A 17567-nucleotide genomic window follows, 5' to 3' on the forward strand; every position below is an offset into this window, starting at 1 on the left:
GCCGGGCCCCGTCCTAGCGGCGGGGCTCGGGAGCGGAGGTCGCGTCGGCCTCCGCCTGCTGTTGTCCGGACGCGGTCGCGAACTGCGGGGACTCCAGGGCGCGGGACACCGCCCGGCCCAGCGATTCCACCTGCGGCGGCTGGAGCACGGAGTAGTGGGTGCCGGGCACGTCCACGACCTCGATGCCGGACGTGAACGCGGCCCAGCCCCGGGTGCGGTCACCGCCCTCGTCCACGTTGGCCTCGGTGCCGCGCAGCATCCGCACGGGCAGCCGCAGCGGGCGCAGGAGGTGTCCGGAGAGCGCGCGGACGCAGGCATTGAAGACGCGCTGACGTCGCTGGAGCCATGCGAGCCCCACCTCGGGACCGAAGGCGCCCGCGCGCTGTCCCGCTTCCAGAAGGTAGGGCAGCAGCTTCGCCGGCTCGCCCGCGGGCACGTGCGCGGGCAGCTCCTCCGGCAGGCCGGTGGTCTGGGCCAGGTTCACGGCGAAGAGCTGGCCCAGCGTCGTGGGGTCATCCAGGCGCGTGCCCTGCGCGTAGGACGTGGGGCTGGGTTCGATGAAGACCAGCCGCTCCACCGTCTCACCGAGATTCTGGAGCTGGCGGGCCATCTCGAAGGCGACGACGGCGCCCATGGACCAGCCGCCCAGGCGGTAGGGGCCGTGGGGCTGCACCGCGCGCAGGGCCTCCACGTGGAGCGCCGCCAACTCCTCCATCGAGTCCACCGGCTGCTGGCCGTTCTCCAGCCCTGGGGCCTGGAGCCCGTGGAAGGGTTGATCCGCGCCCAACTGTCGCGCCAGCTCCGCGTAGCCCCACACGGTGCCGCCGATGGCGTGCACGCAGAATAAGGGCGGGAGCGTTCCGGTGGGGCGCAGGGGCACGAGCAGGTCGTCGGGCGCGGAGCCCAGGCGCAGCCGGGACAGGGGCGCTTCGGGGGCGGCCACCGCCTGCTCCAGGAGGGCGCGCAGGTGTCCGGCCCAGCGCGTGGCGGTGCCGGGCTCGAAGAGGTCGCTGTTGTACTCCAGCACGCCGGTGAGGCCCGCTTCGGCCTCCTCCCACAGGGCCAGCGTCAGGTCGAACTTGGCGGACTGGCGCTCCACGTCCACGAAGCGCAGCGACAGGCCGGGGCCCATGGGCTGGGACACCGGCGCGTTCTCCAGCACGAACAGCACCTGGAACAGCGGCGAGCGGCCCGCGTCCCGCGCGGGACGGACGGCCTCCACCACGCGGTCGAAGGGCACGTCCTGATGCGCGTAGGCCCCGAGCGTCACCTCGCGCACGCGGCCCAGCAGCGCGCGGAAGCTGTCGCCCTCCTCCACGCGGGTGCGCAGCGCGAGCGTGTTCACGAAGCAGCCGAGCATGTCCTCCAGCTCCGGCGCCGGACGTCCCGCGATGGGCGAGCCCACCACCACCTCATCCTGTCCGCTCAGCCGCGACAGGAGCGCCTGGAGACCCGCGAGCAACACCATGAATGGCGTGACACCCTCGCGGTGGCCCAGCGCCTTCACGGACTCCGACAACGCCGTGCCCAGTCGCACCGGCACGCGGCCGCCTCGGAAGGTCTGCACGGGCGGGCGCGGCTTGTCGGTGGGCAGCTCCAGCGCGACGGGCGCTCCGGCAAGCTGGTTGCGCCAGTAACCCAGTTGGGATTCCAGCACCTCGTCCCGCAACCACGTCCGCTGCCACACCGTGTAGTCCACGTACTGGAGGGGCAGCGCGGGCAGGGACGGCGTCTGGCCCGTGGAGAAGGATTCGTAGAGCGAGGACAGCTCCCGGGTGAGCACGGCGGAGGACCAGCCGTCGGAGATGATGTGGTGCATCGTCACCACGAGCAGGTGGTGCTGCGCGCCCAGCCGCACCAGCAGGCCCCGCACCAGCGGTCCGCGTGAGAGGTCGAATGGCACCTCGGCCTGAGCCGCCGCGAGCGCCAGCGCCTCCTGTTCGCGCGTGGCGTCCGGCACGCCCGTCAGGTCCACGAAGCCCAGCGACGGCGGCAGCTCCGGCAGGACGACCTGCACGGGCCCCTCGGCGTCCTCATGGAAGACGGTGCGCAGGCTCTCATGCCGCTGGTGCAGCGCGAGGAAGCTCCGCACCAGGGCCTTCGCGTGCAGCGGTCCTTGAAGCCGCAGGGCCGCGAGGAGGGTGTACGCGCTTCCTCCGGGCTCCAGGCGATCCAGCAGCCACAGCCGCTGCTGGGCGAAGGACAGCGGCAGGCGGCCCGTCCTGGGCACGGGCAGGAGCGGCGGCACGGTGGGGCTCGAATCGCCCGCGTCCCTCGCGGCGTCCACTCGGGCGGCGAGGGCTTCCAGCGTGGGGGCCTCGAAGAAGGCGTGGAGGGGCAGCTCCACGTGCAGCGCGGCGCGCAGCCGCGACACCACCTGCGTCGCGAGCAGCGAGTGGCCGCCCAACTCGAAGAAGTGGTCGGTGAGGCCCGCGCGCTCCACGCCCAGCACCTGCTGCCACAGGCCCGCGAGCAGTGTCTCGGTGGGTGTGCGGGGCGCTTCGTAGGGACGGGGGCTCGTGCGCTCCATCACGGGAGCGGGCAGGGCCTTGCGGTCCACCTTGCCGTTGGGGTTGAGCGGCAGCGCGTCCAGCAGCACGAACGCCGAGGGCACCATGTATTCAGGCAGCGTGCGGCGAAGCCCTTCGCGCAGCTGGCTCGCGTCCAGTGGCTGGCCGTCCCGCGCGACGGCATAGGCGACGAGCCGCTTGTCTCCGGGCACGTCCTCGCGTGCCACCACCACGGCCTCCCGCACGCCGGGGGCGGCCTGCACCGCGGCCTCCACCTCTCCTAGTTCGATGCGGAAGCCGCGCACCTTCACCTGGAAGTCCTCGCGGCCCAGGTACTCCAGCACGCCGTCGGGGCGGTAGCGCACGCGGTCGCCCGTCTTGTACATGCGCGCTCCCGGCGGGCCGAAGGGCTCCGGCAGGAAGCGCTCCGCGGTCAGCTCCGGGCGGTGCAGGTAGCCGCGCGACAGACCCTCTCCAGCCAGGTACAGCGCTCCAGGCGTGCCCACGGGCACCGGTTGCAGGTGCGCGTCCAGCACGTAGGCGCGGGTGTTGGCCAGAGGCCGGCCGATGGGCGGCACCTCGCCGGGACGCACGCGCGCGAAGGTGGAGTAGGTGGTGTCCTCCGACGGACCGTAGAGGTTGTAGAGGCGCTGGACGCCGGGGGCCTCGAGGATGCGCCGGGCCAGGGACGCGGGCAGCGCTTCGCCCGCGAGGTTGATGGTGCGCACCGACGCCGGCAGCGCGCCCAGGCGCAGCAGTTGCGCCATCGCGGAGGGCACCGTGTTGACGAGGGTGACCTCCGACGCCTGGGGCAGCTCCGCGAGGTGCAGCGCGTTGCGCGCGACGATGACGCGTCCACCCCGGCTGAGCGGCGCGAAAACCTCGAACACGGACAGGTCGAAGTTGAGCGACGTGCACGCGAGCACGCCCGCGAGCTCTTCCGCGGAGAAGACGCCGTGGGCCCACGTGAGGAAGGCCACGGCGGCGCGGTGCGGGATGGCCACGCCCTTGGGCCGGCCGGTGCTGCCCGACGTGTAGATGAGATACGCTAGGTTCTCCGGATGGGGCGCCAGTGTGAGCGAGGCATCCGGAGGCGTCACCAGTCCGTCCTCCTCGTGGTCCAGGCACACCACCTGGGCCGGGTGCGGCGGCAGGGCGGACAACAGGTGCGAGTGCGCGACCAGCGCGGGCCCCTGCGCATCCTCCAGCAGGAAGGCCAGCCGTTCACGCGGGTAGCTGGGGTCGAGCGGCACGTACGCCCCGCCCGCCTTGAGGATGCCCAACATGCCCACGACCATGTCCGCGGAGCGCTCCACGCACAGGCCCACGCGCACCTCCGGACCCACGCCCAGTGAGCGCAGCCGACGCGCCAGCCGCTGCGCGCGCGAGTCCAGCTCGCGGTAGGTGAGGCGCACCGCCCCGGAGACGACCGCCACCGCGTCCGGCGTGCGGCGCGCCTGGGCTTCCACCAGGTGGTGGAGGCACGCGTCGCGGGGGAAGTCCTGGGCGGTGTCGTTCCACGTCACCAGCACGCGGTGCCGCTCCTCCGCGGACAGCGGGGCGGACGGCGGCTCTCGCGACGACGCGTCCCCGAGGTCCTCCGGTGCGTCCTCCACCGTGAGGGGCCTCACGGGGAAGCGCTGCCGGGCAGGGGCCGTGGTGACGCGCTCCGGTGGCGCGGAGGTGTCCGCGCGGGCTTCGTCCACGCGGCGCGCGAGCTGCCGCACGGTGGGGTGCTGGAAGAGGACGCGCAGCGACAGCTCCACGCCGAACAGCGCGCGAAGCCGGGCCAGCACGCGCGTGGCCAGCAGCGAGTTGCCTCCCAGCCGGAACAGGTCATCCAGCGCGCCCACGTCCTTCACGTCCAGCAGCTCTCCGAAGAGGGTCGCGATGGCCACTTCGGTGGGCGTCTCCGGCGCGACGCGCGCTGCTTCCGGCGCTCGTGCCAGCGTCGGCGCGGGCAGGGCCTTGCGGTCCACCTTGCCGTTGGGACTGAGCGGCAGCGCGTCCAGCACCACGAACGCGGGCGGCACCATGTACTCGGGCAGCTTCGCGTGAAGGGAGGCCTGGAGCGCCTCCACGTCCACCGTCGCTCCGGCGCGGGCCGCGACGTAGGCGACCAGTCGCTTGTCCCCGGGCACGTCCTCGCGCGCCAGCACCACCGCCTGCCGCACGCTGTCGTGCTGCTCCAGCGCGGTCTCAATCTCCCCCAGTTCGATGCGCAGGCCGCGCACCTTCACCTGGAAGTCGGCGCGGCCCAGGTACTCCACGACGCCATCAGGCAGCCAGCGCGCCACGTCTCCGGTGCGGTACAGCCGCGCGCCGGGCGTGTCGCTGAACGGATCCGGGATGAAGCGCTCGGCGGTGAGGTCCGGCCGGGACTGGTAGCCGCGCCCCACCTGCACGCCCCCGATGTACAGCTCCCCGGACACGCCCACGGGCACCGGCTGGAGGATGGGGTCGAGGATGCGGATGGCGGTGTTCGCCACCGGCCGGCCGATGGGCACCGAACGCCGTCCGTCCTGGGGCGCGCAGGCGAAGTACGTCACGTCCACGGCCGCCTCCGTGGGGCCGTAGAGGTTGTGCAGGCCCGCGTGCGGCAGCACCTGGAGGCAGCGCTCCTTGAGTTCCAGGGGCAGCGCCTCGCCGCTGCACACCACCCGGCGCAGGGATGCGCAGCCCGCGGCCTCCGGCTCCTCCAGGAACACCTGGAGCATGGAGGGCACGAAGTGCAGCGTGGTGATGCCCGCTTCGCGGATGATCCGTGTGAGGTACGCGGGTTCCTGGTGCCCTCCGGGCCGCGCGATGACCAGCTTCGCGCCCGTCATCAGCGGCCAGAAGAACTCCCACACCGACACGTCGAAGCTGAAGGGCGTCTTCTGGAGCACGACGTCGTCCGCGCCCAGGCGGTACTCCTGCTGCATCCACCGCAGCCGGTTGCACACGCCCCGGTGTGCGTTCATCGCGCCCTTGGGGCGACCGGTGCTGCCGGAGGTGAAGATGATGTACGCCAGCGCGTCCGGCACCGTCGCGCGGGCGGGCGCGTGCGTGGGCAGGCGCGACAGCGCTTCGGCTTCGGTGTCCACGCACACCACGCGGGCTTCATGCGCCGGCAGCACGGGCACCAGGTGCGACTGCACCAGCAGCACCGTGGGGCGCGCGTCCTCGAACATCCACGACAGCCGTTGCGGCGGATAGCCCGGGTCGAAGGGCACGTAGGCCCCGCCCGCCTTGAGCACCGCGATGAGCGACACCACCATCTCCAGCGAGCGCTCCATGCACACGCCGACGCGCACCTCAGGTCCCACGCCCAGGGCCTTCAGGTGGTGCGCGAGCTGGTTCGCCCGCGTGTCCAATTGGGCGTAGGTGAGGGAGGTGCCCTCGAAGCCGAGCGCCACCGCGTCCGGCGTGCGGGCCACCTGCGCCTCGATGAGCGCGGCCAGGTCCTCCTCGGGATACGCCTCGTGCGCGCCGTGCCAGTCCTTCAGCAGTTGCTGGCGCTCGGCGTCGGACAGCAGGGGCAGGTCGCGCAGGCGCGTGTCGGGTCGCTCCACCGCGCCTTCGAGCACCCGCCGCAGGTGCCCCAGCATCCGCACCATCGTCGGGGCCTCGAACAGGTCGGTGCTGTACTCGGCGGACAGGCGCAGGCCTTGCGGTAGCTCCGTGGCGTAGAGGGTCAGGTCGTGCTTCGTCGTGTCGGTGGTGACGGGCAGGACCTCCATCGTGAGGCCCCGCGCCTGGATGGAGGTCGCGGGCGTGCCCTGGTGGATGATCATCACCTGGAACAGCGGCAGGTGGCTGGAGCTGCGCTCGGGCTTGAGGGCCTCCACCAGCTTCTCGAACGGAACGTCCTGATGCGCCTGCGCCTCCGCGGCGGTGGCGTGCACGCGGCCCATCAGCTCGCGGAAGCGCAGGGAGCCGGACAGCGGCGTGCGCAGCACCAGCGTGTTGATGAACAGGCCGATGAGGCCCTCCAGCTCCGAGCGGCCTCGCCCCGACACCAGCGTGCCCAGGGCCACGTCGTCCTGTTCGGTGTAGCGGTGGATGAGCGCCAGGAAGGCGGACACCAGCAGCACGAAGAGCGTCTTGCCCTCGTGCTGGCTGAAGTCCTTGAGGGACTGGGTGAGGGCCGGGGGCAGGGTGAGGAACTGCCGCGTGCCCCGCGAGCCGAGCGTCGCCGGACGCGCCTTGTCCGCGGGCAACTCCAGCCGCGCCTCCGGATCCAGCTTCCCGCGCCAGTAGTCGAGCTGGGACTCCAGCACCTCCCCCTTCAGCCACCGGCGCTGCCAGTCGGCGAAGTCGGCGTATTGCAGCGGCAGGGCGGGCAGCGTCGCGGGCGTGCGCTCCACGGCGGCGACGTAGAAGGCCGCCAGCTCCCGCACCAGCACGCCCATGGACCAGCCGTCCGCGATGGCGTGGTGGAGGTTGAGCAGCAGCAGGTGCTCCTGTCCGGACATCCCGTAGAGCGTGGCGCGCACCAGCGGGCCTTCCGACAGCGCGAAGGGCCGCTGGGCTTCCTCGGTGACGGCCTTCCACGCCTGGGCTTCGCGCGCTTCTTCCGGCACGTCGCGCAGGTCCACCCGCGCGAGCTTCAGCGTGAGCGAGGGCGCGATGACCTGGACGGGCCGCCCTTCCTCTTCGCGCAGCGTCGTGCGCAGCGTCTCATGCCGGTCCACCAGGGACTGGAGGCCGTGCTGGAGCGCGTCCAGGTCCAGCTCGCCGGTGAGCCGCACCACCGCGGGCATGTTGAACAGCGCGCTGCCGGGGCTCCACTGGTCCAGGAACCACATCCGCTCCTGGGAGAACGAGGGCGGCGCCTGACGCGGCTTGCGGGCCTTCTCCCGCAGCAGCCGGGCCAGCTTCGCGCGATTCTCTTCCGGGGTCTGAGCCATGTCGGACGTACCTCGCTGCGCGCGCCGGGGTCGCCGGTCGCGGGGGTTGTGCGCTGCGGATGCGATGGACCGCGGGCTACGAGGGAGCGGTGAGCCGCGTCTGGAGGAAACCCCGGGCCCGCTCCAGGGCGCCGGTGATGTCTTCGGGATGGGAGCCTTCCGCCCACGCCAGCTCAGCGCCCCCCTGGGGTGGACCATCCGCCGTCAGTTGCGTGAGCAGCGCGCTGGCATCCACGCCGAGCGCCACGAGCTGCGGCGTCGCCGCGGTGGCGAACTCCACGGTGCCGCCGCGCGTGGCCGTCAGCACCACCGCGGTGGGCGTGGACGCCTTGCCGAGCAGCTCCGCCAGCGTGCGGGGCGGATGCTCGGGGGCTTCTCCCAGGTGGTGGCACACCACCGTGGTGCCTCCCACGGTGGTGGCGGCCTCCAGCAGGTGGCGCGCCACGTCCGCGCGCGGGTCGTCCTTCGGGCCCTTCTTGCGCTGTTTCTTGTCGGTCTGAGAGTCGTGCTCCAACTGCTTCAGTCGCTCGCGCAGCCGGGCGACGCGGGGACGCGGAAGCTGCTCCTCCTCCAGCCGCTTGTGGAGCGCGACCACGTGCCGCGTGCGCTCCTTGCCCGTGAGGTTCGCGGTCGCTTCCACGTCGCGCTCCAGCGACTCCAGTTCCCGGTTCAGCAGCGCCACCGATTCGCGAGGCGACAGGAAGGGCGGCGCGAAGGTCTCCGGGATGCCGTCGAAGCCCACCACGTTCGCCTCGCCGTCCACCTCGCGCAGGCGCTTGCGGCTGAAGCCCAGCAGCGACTCGTTGCCCAGCTTGTCCACGAGCCGCCACGCGATGTGCCGGTACGAGGGCAGGTGGCGCAGGTACACGGCGTTGTAGCGGGGCAGGGGCCGGTCCCCGCGCAGGCTCTTGAAGGGATCCGACCCGCCGCCGGTCTCGATGGCGATGCCCCGGTCGAACGCCTCCATCATCAGCAGGCTGTTGAGCATCCGGTACAGGCCCACGTCCTGTGGCAGCGTCAGGTCGTAGCCGGACACGGGCGAGTAGAGGACCTCGTCCTTCACGGAGATGCCGTAGAAGGCGTCCACCCGGCCGTCCTTGACCAGCAGGCGCAGCGGGATGCGCGTGCCCTGGAGCAGGTCCTCGAAGAAGGCCTGCGTGTTGGGCGGGTTGGTCATGTACTTCTCGCGGTTCAGCATCCGGTACAGCTCCGCGAGCCTGGGGGCGCAGCCGGGCACGTCCCTGCCGTCCAGCACCTGGTAGCCGGACGTCTCCGTCATGCGCGCGTCGCGCCGTCGCAGCTTGCGCGCGCTCGCGCCGGGGTCCAGGCCGGCGGGCAGCAGCATGCGCGTGTGCGTCATGTATGAGAACGCGTAGCCCTGCCCCTTCAGGTTGTTCAAGAGGGGCGAGTGCGTGGCCGGGTTCAGCGCCATGAAGACGAGCGCGTGGTCCGGGAAGCGCGTGGTGAGGAACTCCGTCAGCCGCCGCGCCTGATCCGCCGTCAGGTTCGCGCCCATGTTGCGCATGCTGGGCCAGGTGTCTACCTGGATGACCTTGTCCAGCCGCGTGGCCTTCATCACCGCGCCCACGCCCCACAGCGCGCTGCTGGCGGTGAAGCCCGCGAGCGGCTTCCAGTTGCCCGTCTTGATGGCGTTGCGCTGGCTGGCGATGTAGCGCGCGTACATCGAGAACAGGTACGAGTTGTTCCAGGACCCGTCGGTGAGGGACAGCGGGATGAGCAGGTCGTCCATCCCCAGCAGCAGCATGCGGGCCCGGTCCTCGAACCAGGCCTCCGGCCCGCGCTGGAACAGCGGCACGAGGAAGCTCTTCGCCGCGCGGCCCTCCTCCGTGTCGGGGAAGGGCGCGGTCGCGATGGTGGAGGCGTCGTAGAGGATCATGAGCGCTCTCCAGGCGTCCGCCTGGACTGCACGTAGCTGCGCGCGGCGGCGAGCGCCGCGTCGATGCCCTCCGCCCGCGAACCTCCGCCCCACGCCACCTCGGCGGAGCCTCCGCCCTTGCCGTCCACGCAGGGCGCGACCTGGGCCATGAGCTGGCCCGCGTCCAGGCCCTGGTCCCGCAGCGCGACGCTGGCGGCCGTCACCAGCACCACCTTGTCGCCGCGCGTGGCGGTGAGCACCACGCCCACGCACCCGGCGGCCTGCCGCAGGGACTCCACGACCGCCTTGAGGTGCTGCGCGGACGCCTCTCCCAGGTGCGCGGCGATGAGCGACGTGTCCCCCAGCCGCGCCGCGCCCTCCAGCAGTTGGCGGGCGTGCTCGGCGGGAGCCACCTGGGTGTCCGCCGTGGCGCGCGCGGGCTTGCGGCGGGCCTCCTGCTCCAGCCGGGTCAGCCGCTCGCGCAGCGCGACCACACGGGGCACGGGCTGAGGCCAGTTGTGCAGCGTCTGGGACAGCGGCGCCAGGGCGCGCAGCCTCGCTTCGGATTCCAGCCCGGCCGCGGCCTCCAGGGCCTGCTCCAGCGCGTCCACCTGCTGGCGCAGCGAGCGCGAGGCCTCCTGCGGCGTCTGGCCCGTGGGCGGCGTGAAGGGCAGCGACAGCGGGTCGAAGCCCTTCACGTCCTCACCATCCAGCTTGCGCATCATGCCGCGCGAGGCCGGGCGGAGGGCGTCGTTGGCGAAGCGGCGCAGCATGCGCCACGCGCCCTGACGGAACGAGGAGAGGTGGCGGGTGTGGACGGCGTTCCAGCGGGGGATGGGAATGGCGCCGCGCAGGCTCTTGAAGGGGTCCGCGCCCGCGCCCAGCTCCACCGTCTGGCCCGCATCCACCCCGTCCTGCATGAGCTGGTAGACGAGCCCGCGGTACAGGCCCAGCTCCTGGGGCAGGGCCACGTCGTAGCCGAACACCGGAGAGAAGAGCACGTCGTCGTGGACGTGGTGGCCGTAGAACCCGTCCACGCGCCCGTCCTTCACCGCGAGCGTGTACTTGAGGATGCCCTCGCGCAGCGTCCACGCGAAGAACTCCTCCGTGTACTGGAGGTTCGTGCGGTACTTCTCCCCGTTGAGCGCGCGATACAGCTCCACCAGCCGGGGCGCGCAGCCGGGCACCTCCCGTCCGTCCACCAGCCGGTAGCCGGCGGCCTCCAGCAGGCGCGAATCCCGGCGGCGGTTCTCCCGCACCTGCCGGTTCCCCTCCGCCTGCGTGGGCAGCATCATCCGGGTGTGCAACCCGTAGACGAAGTCATAGCCCCGCGCGCCCAGCAGGTTCAGCAGCGGCGCGTGCGTGAGCGGCGTGAGCGTGAAGACGATGGCGTGCCCGGGAAAGCGCTCCACCAGGAAGTCGGTGAGGCGCGCCACCTGGTCCTCCGTCAGGTGCGCGTTGAGGTTGCGCAGCACCAGCCAGTGGTCCACGTACACGCACCGGTCGATGCGCGCCGCCTTGAGCATCGCGCCCAATGTCCGGATGGCCCCGCGCACCGCCACCGCGCGCGCCGCGCCCCACATCTCCGCCGTCACCGCCGCCAGTTGGAGGCTGATGTAGCGCGCGAAGGTGGAGAGCAGTGCGGAGTTGTCGTATTCCGAAGCGTTGACGGCCAACGGGATGACCAGGTCATCCATTGCCACCAATCGCAGTGTGGTGCGGTCGGAAAAATAGGCCGTCGTTCCATGTTTCATCAATGGAACGAAATAGTCTCGGGCGAGCCGTCCCGCGGGAGTCTCCGGCCAGGAGCACTCGGAGACGTTGCTCTCATCGTAAAGCATCATGGATGAGTCACGATTGCGTGTAACGGGTAGCGAAGCAAGGTAGTCCAGCAGGTCTTGATTCACTGGCTGTCCAGGGCTCGAAAGGGAATAAGCACATGAACCGGATGTTCGCGGGAGCGCTCGTCACGGCGTCTTTGGGCGCGATGGGATGCAGTGGGGCGGGCGGCGCGGGGGCTGGCGTGGACGCCGCATCGCGTTCAGCGTCACTGTCGGTTTCCGACGCGCGCAGCGGGCTGCGGGCCGCGGACCAGGCGATGTCCGACGCGAGCGCGAAGGCGGGCAGCGCGCAGGGGTTCGCGGAGTTCCTCGCGGACGACGCGGTGATGCTGGTGGAGGGCTCCTACGCGCTCAAGGGCCGGGAGGCCATCCGCGCCTGGCTGGCGACCCACCCCCTGGAGGAGGGCGGCACGGTGCACTGGGAGCCGGTGCGCTGGGACGTGAGCGCGGACGGGACGCTGGGCTATTCGGTGGGCACGTCCACGGTGGACGCGGACGGCGCGACGGCGAAGGCGATGGGGCGCTACATCTCCACCTGGCGGCGGCAGCCGGACGGCCAGTGGCGGGTGGCGGTGACGGTGCGCAACGCGGCGAAGACGCCCATGACGCCGCCGGCGGGCTTCTCCACGTCGCACACGCTGCCCGCGGCCGCGCCGCGCACGGTGCCGAAGGACGTGGTGCTCGCGGAGGCGAAGGCCGCGGACACCGCCTTCTCCGCGATGTCCGTCCAGGAGGGCATGGGCAAGGCCTTCGGCGCCTACGCCGCGGAGGACGCGGTGCTGCTGGGCGGGGCGGCCGGCCTCTTCGGCCAGGACACCATCGCGAAGGCGTACGCGCCGTTCACGTTGGATCAGATCGACCTGCGCTGGGAGCCGGTATTGGGGGACGCGGCGGCGTCGGGAGACCTCGCGTACACGGTGGGCCGCGCGGTCTCCAGCGGCAAGGACGCGCAGGGCAAGCCGGAGATCGAACACGTGAAGTACCTCACCGTGTGGCGCCGACAGGCGGACGGGCAGTGGCGCTACGTCACCGACGGCGGCAACTCCAGCCCCGGTCCGCAGGGCCCCTGACGCAACGTCTTTTCTCCACCCCTTCCGGAGTCACCCCATGTCCCGCGCACCCTTGTCCGACGCCATCTCCTTCTACGACGACCTGCTCCAGGGGGACGTGCTGCGCCGCACGCACGAACACCTCCAGCAGGCCGCCGAGTCCAAGGGCGTCACGCTGGGAGGGCGCGTGTTGTACCGGTCGCTGCGCCCGTACTTCGTCACGCCGGAGCAGCACGCGGACATCCAGCGCGCCGCGCGCGCGGTGGGGCAGGCCCTGGAGGCGGTGGCCTGGCGCGCCGCCGGGGACGCGGCCTTCCGCGAGTCGCTCTACCCCCAGGGGTGGGAGGAGATGATGATCCCGGTGGACGGCCAGCGCCCGGGGCTGGGCGTCATCGGCCGGTTGGATGGCTTCGTCGGCGCGGACGGCGTCCTGCGCTTCATCGAGTTCAATCCCTACCCGGGCGGTCCCATCAACTCCCACAGCATGGGGGAGGCGTTCGACACCTCGGCGGTGATGGAGGCCTTCTCGAAGCGCTACGAGGTCGTCCGTCCCGCGACGGCGCCCAACCTGGTCACATCCCTCAACGCCCTCAAGGCGCGCGCCGGACGCAGCGGCCCGCCGACCCTGGCGCTCTTCGGGCCTCCCGGGCCGGACGACGCCGACGAAGAGGTGGTGTACCAGCAGTACCTGAAGGAGAACGGCTGGGACCTGCGCATCGTCACCTCCGAGGATGACTGGACGTACGCGGACGGCGTGCTGCGCGTGGGGGACTTCCCGGTGGACGTCATCACCTTCATCTCCTCCATCGGCTTCGGTGGGCTGATGATGGGCTGCGGTCCGGACCATCCGGTCATGCGCGCCATCACCGACGGCTCGGCGAACTTCATGAACGGGTTGTTCCGCAGCACCACGCTGCGCAACAAGACGCTCTTCGCGACCCTGAGCCGCATGGCGGACGAGGGCGCGTTCGGCGCGGCGCAGGACGGACTCATCCAACGCCACATCCCCTGGACGCGCGTGGTGCGCGACGGGAAGACCCTCCGCGACGGCGCCTCCGTGGACCTGCTGTCGTACGTGGCCGGGCACCGCGAGCACCTGGTGCTCAAGCCCGCCTTCAACTACGGAGGCCAGGGCGTCACCCTGGGCTGGAACACGGACGCGGACACCTGGAGCGCCACGCTCAAGCAGGCCCTGGAGGAGACCTGGGTCGTGCAGGAGCGCCTGGAGCTGGTGAAGGCGCCGTATCCCGTGTTCGACGGCGGGCAGGTGCGACACGAAGCGCTGCACTCGGACCTCAACCCGTTCCTCTGGGAGGACGGCCGCCCGGAGGGCTTCCTGGTGCGGCTGGCCCCCGGGGCGATGCTCAACATGTCGCAGGGCGGAAGCCTCACGACGGTGGCGGTGGTCCGCGAGCGCTGAGGCCTGGCTGCCGCCACATCCAGGGAAAATTTCGGACAGTTCTGGAATAACAGAAAAGCATTGTTTCCCGGTTCGAGCCTCCGCATGAATGGCACTCCCCCGTGTCGAGGAGTCCGTTCATGCGTTCCCCTGGTCTGCTGTGCTGGTTGTCGCTTCCGTTGGTCTCGCTGCTCGCGTCCTGTGGGCCCGCGCCTGAAGTTCCGGCAGAAGCTGGGGTGTCCACGCAGGAGGCGGCGCTCACGGAGCTGCTGGCCAACGGCGGCTTCAACAACGGCACCACGGCGCCGTGGTGGAACAACGCCAGCACGCAGTCTCGCGTGGAGAGCAACCAGTGGCGCGTGGACGTGGCGGCGAACACGGCCAACGCGTGGGACGCCATCGTGGGGCAGAGCGGCCTGACGCTGGTGAGCGGCCGGGCGTACACGCTGGCCTTCACCGCCACGGCCACCGCGGCCATCACCGCGCGCGTGACGGTGCAGCAGGACGCCGCGCCCTACGCGGCGACGCTCACCCAGTCCTTCACGCTGGATGGCACGTCGCGGCGCTTCACCTTCCCGTTCACGTCCTCGCTGTCCACGGGCGTGGGGCAGGTGACGTTCCAACTGGGCGGACGGGCCAACGCCGTCACGGTGCGGCTGGATGACGTGTCGCTCACCACGGAGAGCGGCTCCCCCGGCTCCGGTCCGGTGGCGATGACGAGCGGCTTCTACGTGGACCCCGACTCCAACCCGGCGGTCTGGGTGCGCGCCAACGGTGGTGACGGCCGCGCGTCGCGCATCAATGCCTCCATCGCCAGCAAGCCGATGGCGCGCTGGTTCGGCAACTGGAGCGGCGACATCACCCAGGCGGTGTCCAGCTTCGTCGGCGCGGCGGACGCGGCGGACAAGCTGCCGGTGCTGGTGGCCTACAACATCCCGGGCCGCGACTGCGGCAGCCACTCCGGCGGCGGGGCGGGCAGCGCGGACGCGTACCGCTCGTGGATCTCCGCCTTCGCGGCGGGGCTCGGCAGCCGGCCCGCGGTCGTCATCATCGAGCCGGACGCCGTCGCGCAGCTCGACTGCCTCCCCAACGATGCCGAACGCCAGACGCGGCTGGGCCTGCTGCGCTACGCCTCCGAGCAGTTCCGCGACCGCGCGCCCAACACCTGGGCGTACCTGGACGGCGGCAACGCGCGGTGGATTGGCGCCGACACGATGGCGCAGCGGCTGGAGTCCGCGGGCGCGCGCAACGTGCGCGGCTTCTCCCTCAACGTCTCCAACTTCTACGCCGCCGGTGAGTCCGCCACGTATGGCAACGCGGTCAACGCCGCGCTCTCCAGCCGCTATGGCTACACCCGGCAGTTCGTCGTGGACACCAGCCGCAACGGCAATGGCTCCAACGGGGAGTGGTGCAACCCGGCGGGCCGCAAGCTGGGCACGCCCTCGCAGACGGGCGGCGGCGCGGAGATGCTGCTCTGGGTGAAGGTGCCGGGAGACTCGGATGGCAACTGCGGCATCGCCCCGGGCACGCCCGCCGGACAGTTCAGCCCGGACCTGGCGAACCGGCTCATCGACGGGACCTGAGTCATCGCCTTTGACGTGAGGGTCACTCTTCTCGATTGGAACGGACATGACGCTGGATTCACGATGGATGGGTTCTGCCCGCTCGCGCCTGCGGGCCCGGGCGGCGGCACGCTTCACAAGGCCTACACGCGCTACGCGGCGTTCATCCTGGGCGAGCGCGCTTCGCCCCAGGCCTCGGACGCGGCTGAAGAGCGTCATCCAGGTGGGCACACGCAACCGCTACATCGTGCAGAGCCTCGGCCCCGTCACGCTGGTGGTAGGCGAGACGTTCTAGCGGCAGGCAGGCCCTTCCCCCGTGCGTGGAGTCGGGGGGGAGGGAGGTCTCAGGCGGGCGCCAGGCGACAGGTGGAGCCCGGCCTCCGTCGTCAGCGCTCCACCGCTCGCGTGAAGGGGCTTCGCGACTGCGGGCCCTCGTCGCGCATTGCACCCTCCGTGTGGGGGCCTACCTTTCCCAGGGAAACACCCCATCAGCCCGGAGGAATGAATGGCTTCGACTTCGACAGAGACCTTTCAGACAAAGCAAGCGCCCAGGACCGGGTGGGGAAGCGAGACCCAGGCGGAACCCGGTCTGCTCATCGAGGACCACGCGCTCCTAGGCGACCTGCACACGGCCGCGCTCGTGGCCCGGGACGGGTCCATCGACTTTCTCTGCCTCCCGGATTTCGACTCGGATGCGTGCTTCACGTCGCTGCTCGGAACCCCTGAAAACGGGCGGTGGAAGCTGGCTCCGAAGACGCCCGTGCGCGAGGTGCGACGCCGCTACCGTGGCAAGAGCCTCATCCTGGAGACGGAGTTCGTGACCGAATCGGGCACGGTCCGTGTCGTGGACTTCATGCCCATCCGGAAGGAGGGTCCCCACGTGGTGCGGTGGGTGGAGGGAGTCCGGGGCACGGTGACGATGCGCTCCGAGCTGCGCCCCCGGTTCGCCAACGGCTTCACCGTTCCGCTGGTGAGCCGGCGGGATGGATCCTCCGCCGCCGTCGCCGGCCCGGATGCGCTCTACCTGCGAGGCGGCGCTGGCGAGGCGCCTCCTCCGTTCGAATCCGAGTTCACGGTCCAGGCAGGCCAGCGGATTCCCTTCGTGCTCTCCTGGGCCCGGCCCTACGCGGAGATCCCCGCGCCGCTTGATCCGGAGGTCGCCCTGCGTGAGGCGCAGGACTTCTGGGAGGACTGGGCCTCGCGGATCCAATTGCCCGCCGAGTACCAGGACGTGGTCGTGCGCTCGCTGCTCACCCTCAAGGCGTGCAGCTTCCGTCCGTCGGGGGCGCTCGTCGCCGCGCCCACCTTCGGGCTCCCGGAGACACCGGGAGGGGATCGCAACTGGGACTACCGGTTCTGCTGGATTCGCGACTCGGTCCTGACGTTGAACGCGCTCATGCGCGCCGACCTCATGGACGAGGCGAGTGCGTTCGCCGACTGGTTGGAGAACGCCATCGGAGGCGCTCCGGGCCAGTTGCAGATCATGTATGGCATCCGGGGCGAGCGGCGCCTCACCGAGGTCTCACTGGACTGGCTGGGAGGATACGAAGGGGCACGCCCCGTGCGCATCGGCAACGGTGCCTATTCGCAGTTCCAGCTCGACGTCCTCGGCGAGTTCGCCGCGGCCCTCTACATCCACGCGAAGCTGCTGGGCCGGCTGCCCGCGCGCGGCGAGAAGGCACTCAAGACGCTCGCGACGCGGGTGTCCGAGGTCTGGATGGAGCCAGACCATGGCATCTGGGAGATGCGGGGGCCGGAGCACTCGTTCACCGCCTCCAAGGTGTCGGCGTGGGTCGTCATCGATCGCTGGCTGAGCGCCATCGACGAGTTCGGCTTGAAGGAGGACAAGGCGCCGTGGGTGGAGCTGCGGCAGACCATCTTCGACGAGGTGTGCAGCAAGGGCTACGACGCCCAGCGCAACACGTTCACGCAGTACTACGGCTCCAAGGCAGTGGATGCGAGCCTGCTCGCCATCCCCATGAGCGGGTTCCTCCCGCCGGGGGATCCCCGCGTCGCCGGAACGGTGCGGGCCATCGAGCAGGAGCTGATGCCGGAAGGGCTGGTGCTGCGCTACCGGACGGAGGACAGCGTCGATGGGCTCTCCGGCGAGGAGGGCGCCTTCCTCGCCTGCTCCTTCTGGCTCGCGGACACCTACCAGCTCATGGGGCGGACCGAGGACGCGCGGAAGCTCTTCGCCAAGCTGGTGGGGCTGTGCAACGACGTGGGCCTGCTCGCCGAGGAGTACCTGCCCCGTGAGCGCAGGCAGTTGGGCAACTTCCCCCAGGCGTTCAGCCACCTGGCGCTCGTGAACTGCGCCTACATGCTCTTCGAGGGGCACAAACCCGCGATGCGTTCGTAGGCCCGGGGAGGAAGGACCCGCACCCGGCTCCTCGCTTGACGGTGGAGCAGGGGGCGGGCGCCATGGGGCGGATTTGGGG

General features: G+C 71.1%; 7 protein-coding genes. 4 read left to right on the forward strand and 3 right to left on the reverse strand.

Features of this window, described 5'->3' with window-relative positions; all coding sequences use genetic code 11:
• Positions 1–13: 13 nt before the first annotated feature.
• The 3 genes from D7Y13_RS12140 to D7Y13_RS12150 all read right to left on the reverse strand — a co-directional run bounded on the left by D7Y13_RS12140 (position 14) and on the right by D7Y13_RS12150 (position 10975).
• Positions 14–7402 (reverse strand): non-ribosomal peptide synthetase, encoded by a 7389-nt coding sequence (locus D7Y13_RS12140; protein ID WP_120583911.1) that lies wholly within the window; start codon positions 7400–7402, stop codon positions 14–16.
• A gap of 76 nt (positions 7403–7478) precedes the next feature.
• A complete protein-coding gene (locus D7Y13_RS12145) occupies positions 7479–9299 on the reverse strand; it encodes a GNAT family N-acetyltransferase (protein ID WP_120583910.1) in 1821 nt (606 codons plus the stop codon).
• Entirely contained in the window at positions 9296–10975 is a 1680-nt protein-coding gene (locus tag D7Y13_RS12150) for a DHHA1 domain-containing protein (protein ID WP_120583909.1), read from the reverse strand. The genes D7Y13_RS12145 and D7Y13_RS12150 overlap by 4 nt, the downstream gene beginning before the upstream one ends.
• Before the next feature lie 242 nt (positions 10976–11217).
• On the opposite strand from D7Y13_RS12150, the gene D7Y13_RS12155 reads away from it, so the two are divergent.
• The 4 genes from D7Y13_RS12155 to D7Y13_RS12170 all read left to right on the forward strand — a co-directional run bounded on the left by D7Y13_RS12155 (position 11218) and on the right by D7Y13_RS12170 (position 17488).
• Entirely contained in the window at positions 11218–12189 is a 972-nt protein-coding gene (locus D7Y13_RS12155) for a YybH family protein (RefSeq protein WP_120533008.1), read from the forward strand.
• Between the two features lie 37 nt (positions 12190–12226).
• Positions 12227–13588: an ATP-grasp domain-containing protein gene (locus D7Y13_RS12160; RefSeq protein WP_120533009.1), complete on the forward strand. Its 1362-nt coding sequence runs from the start codon at positions 12227–12229 to the stop codon at positions 13586–13588.
• A 119-nt stretch (positions 13589–13707) separates the two neighbouring features.
• On the forward strand, positions 13708–15150 hold the full coding sequence (locus D7Y13_RS12165; protein ID WP_120533010.1) for a glycoside hydrolase family 6 protein: 1443 nt from the start codon (positions 13708–13710) through the stop codon (positions 15148–15150).
• Between the two features lie 484 nt (positions 15151–15634).
• Positions 15635–17488: a glycoside hydrolase family 15 protein gene (locus D7Y13_RS12170; protein WP_120533011.1), complete on the forward strand. Its 1854-nt coding sequence runs from the start codon at positions 15635–15637 to the stop codon at positions 17486–17488.
• Positions 17489–17567 lie beyond the last annotated feature (79 nt).

The sequence above is a fragment of the Corallococcus praedator genome (assembly GCF_003612125.1).
Taxonomy (GTDB): domain Bacteria; phylum Myxococcota; class Myxococcia; order Myxococcales; family Myxococcaceae; genus Corallococcus; species Corallococcus praedator.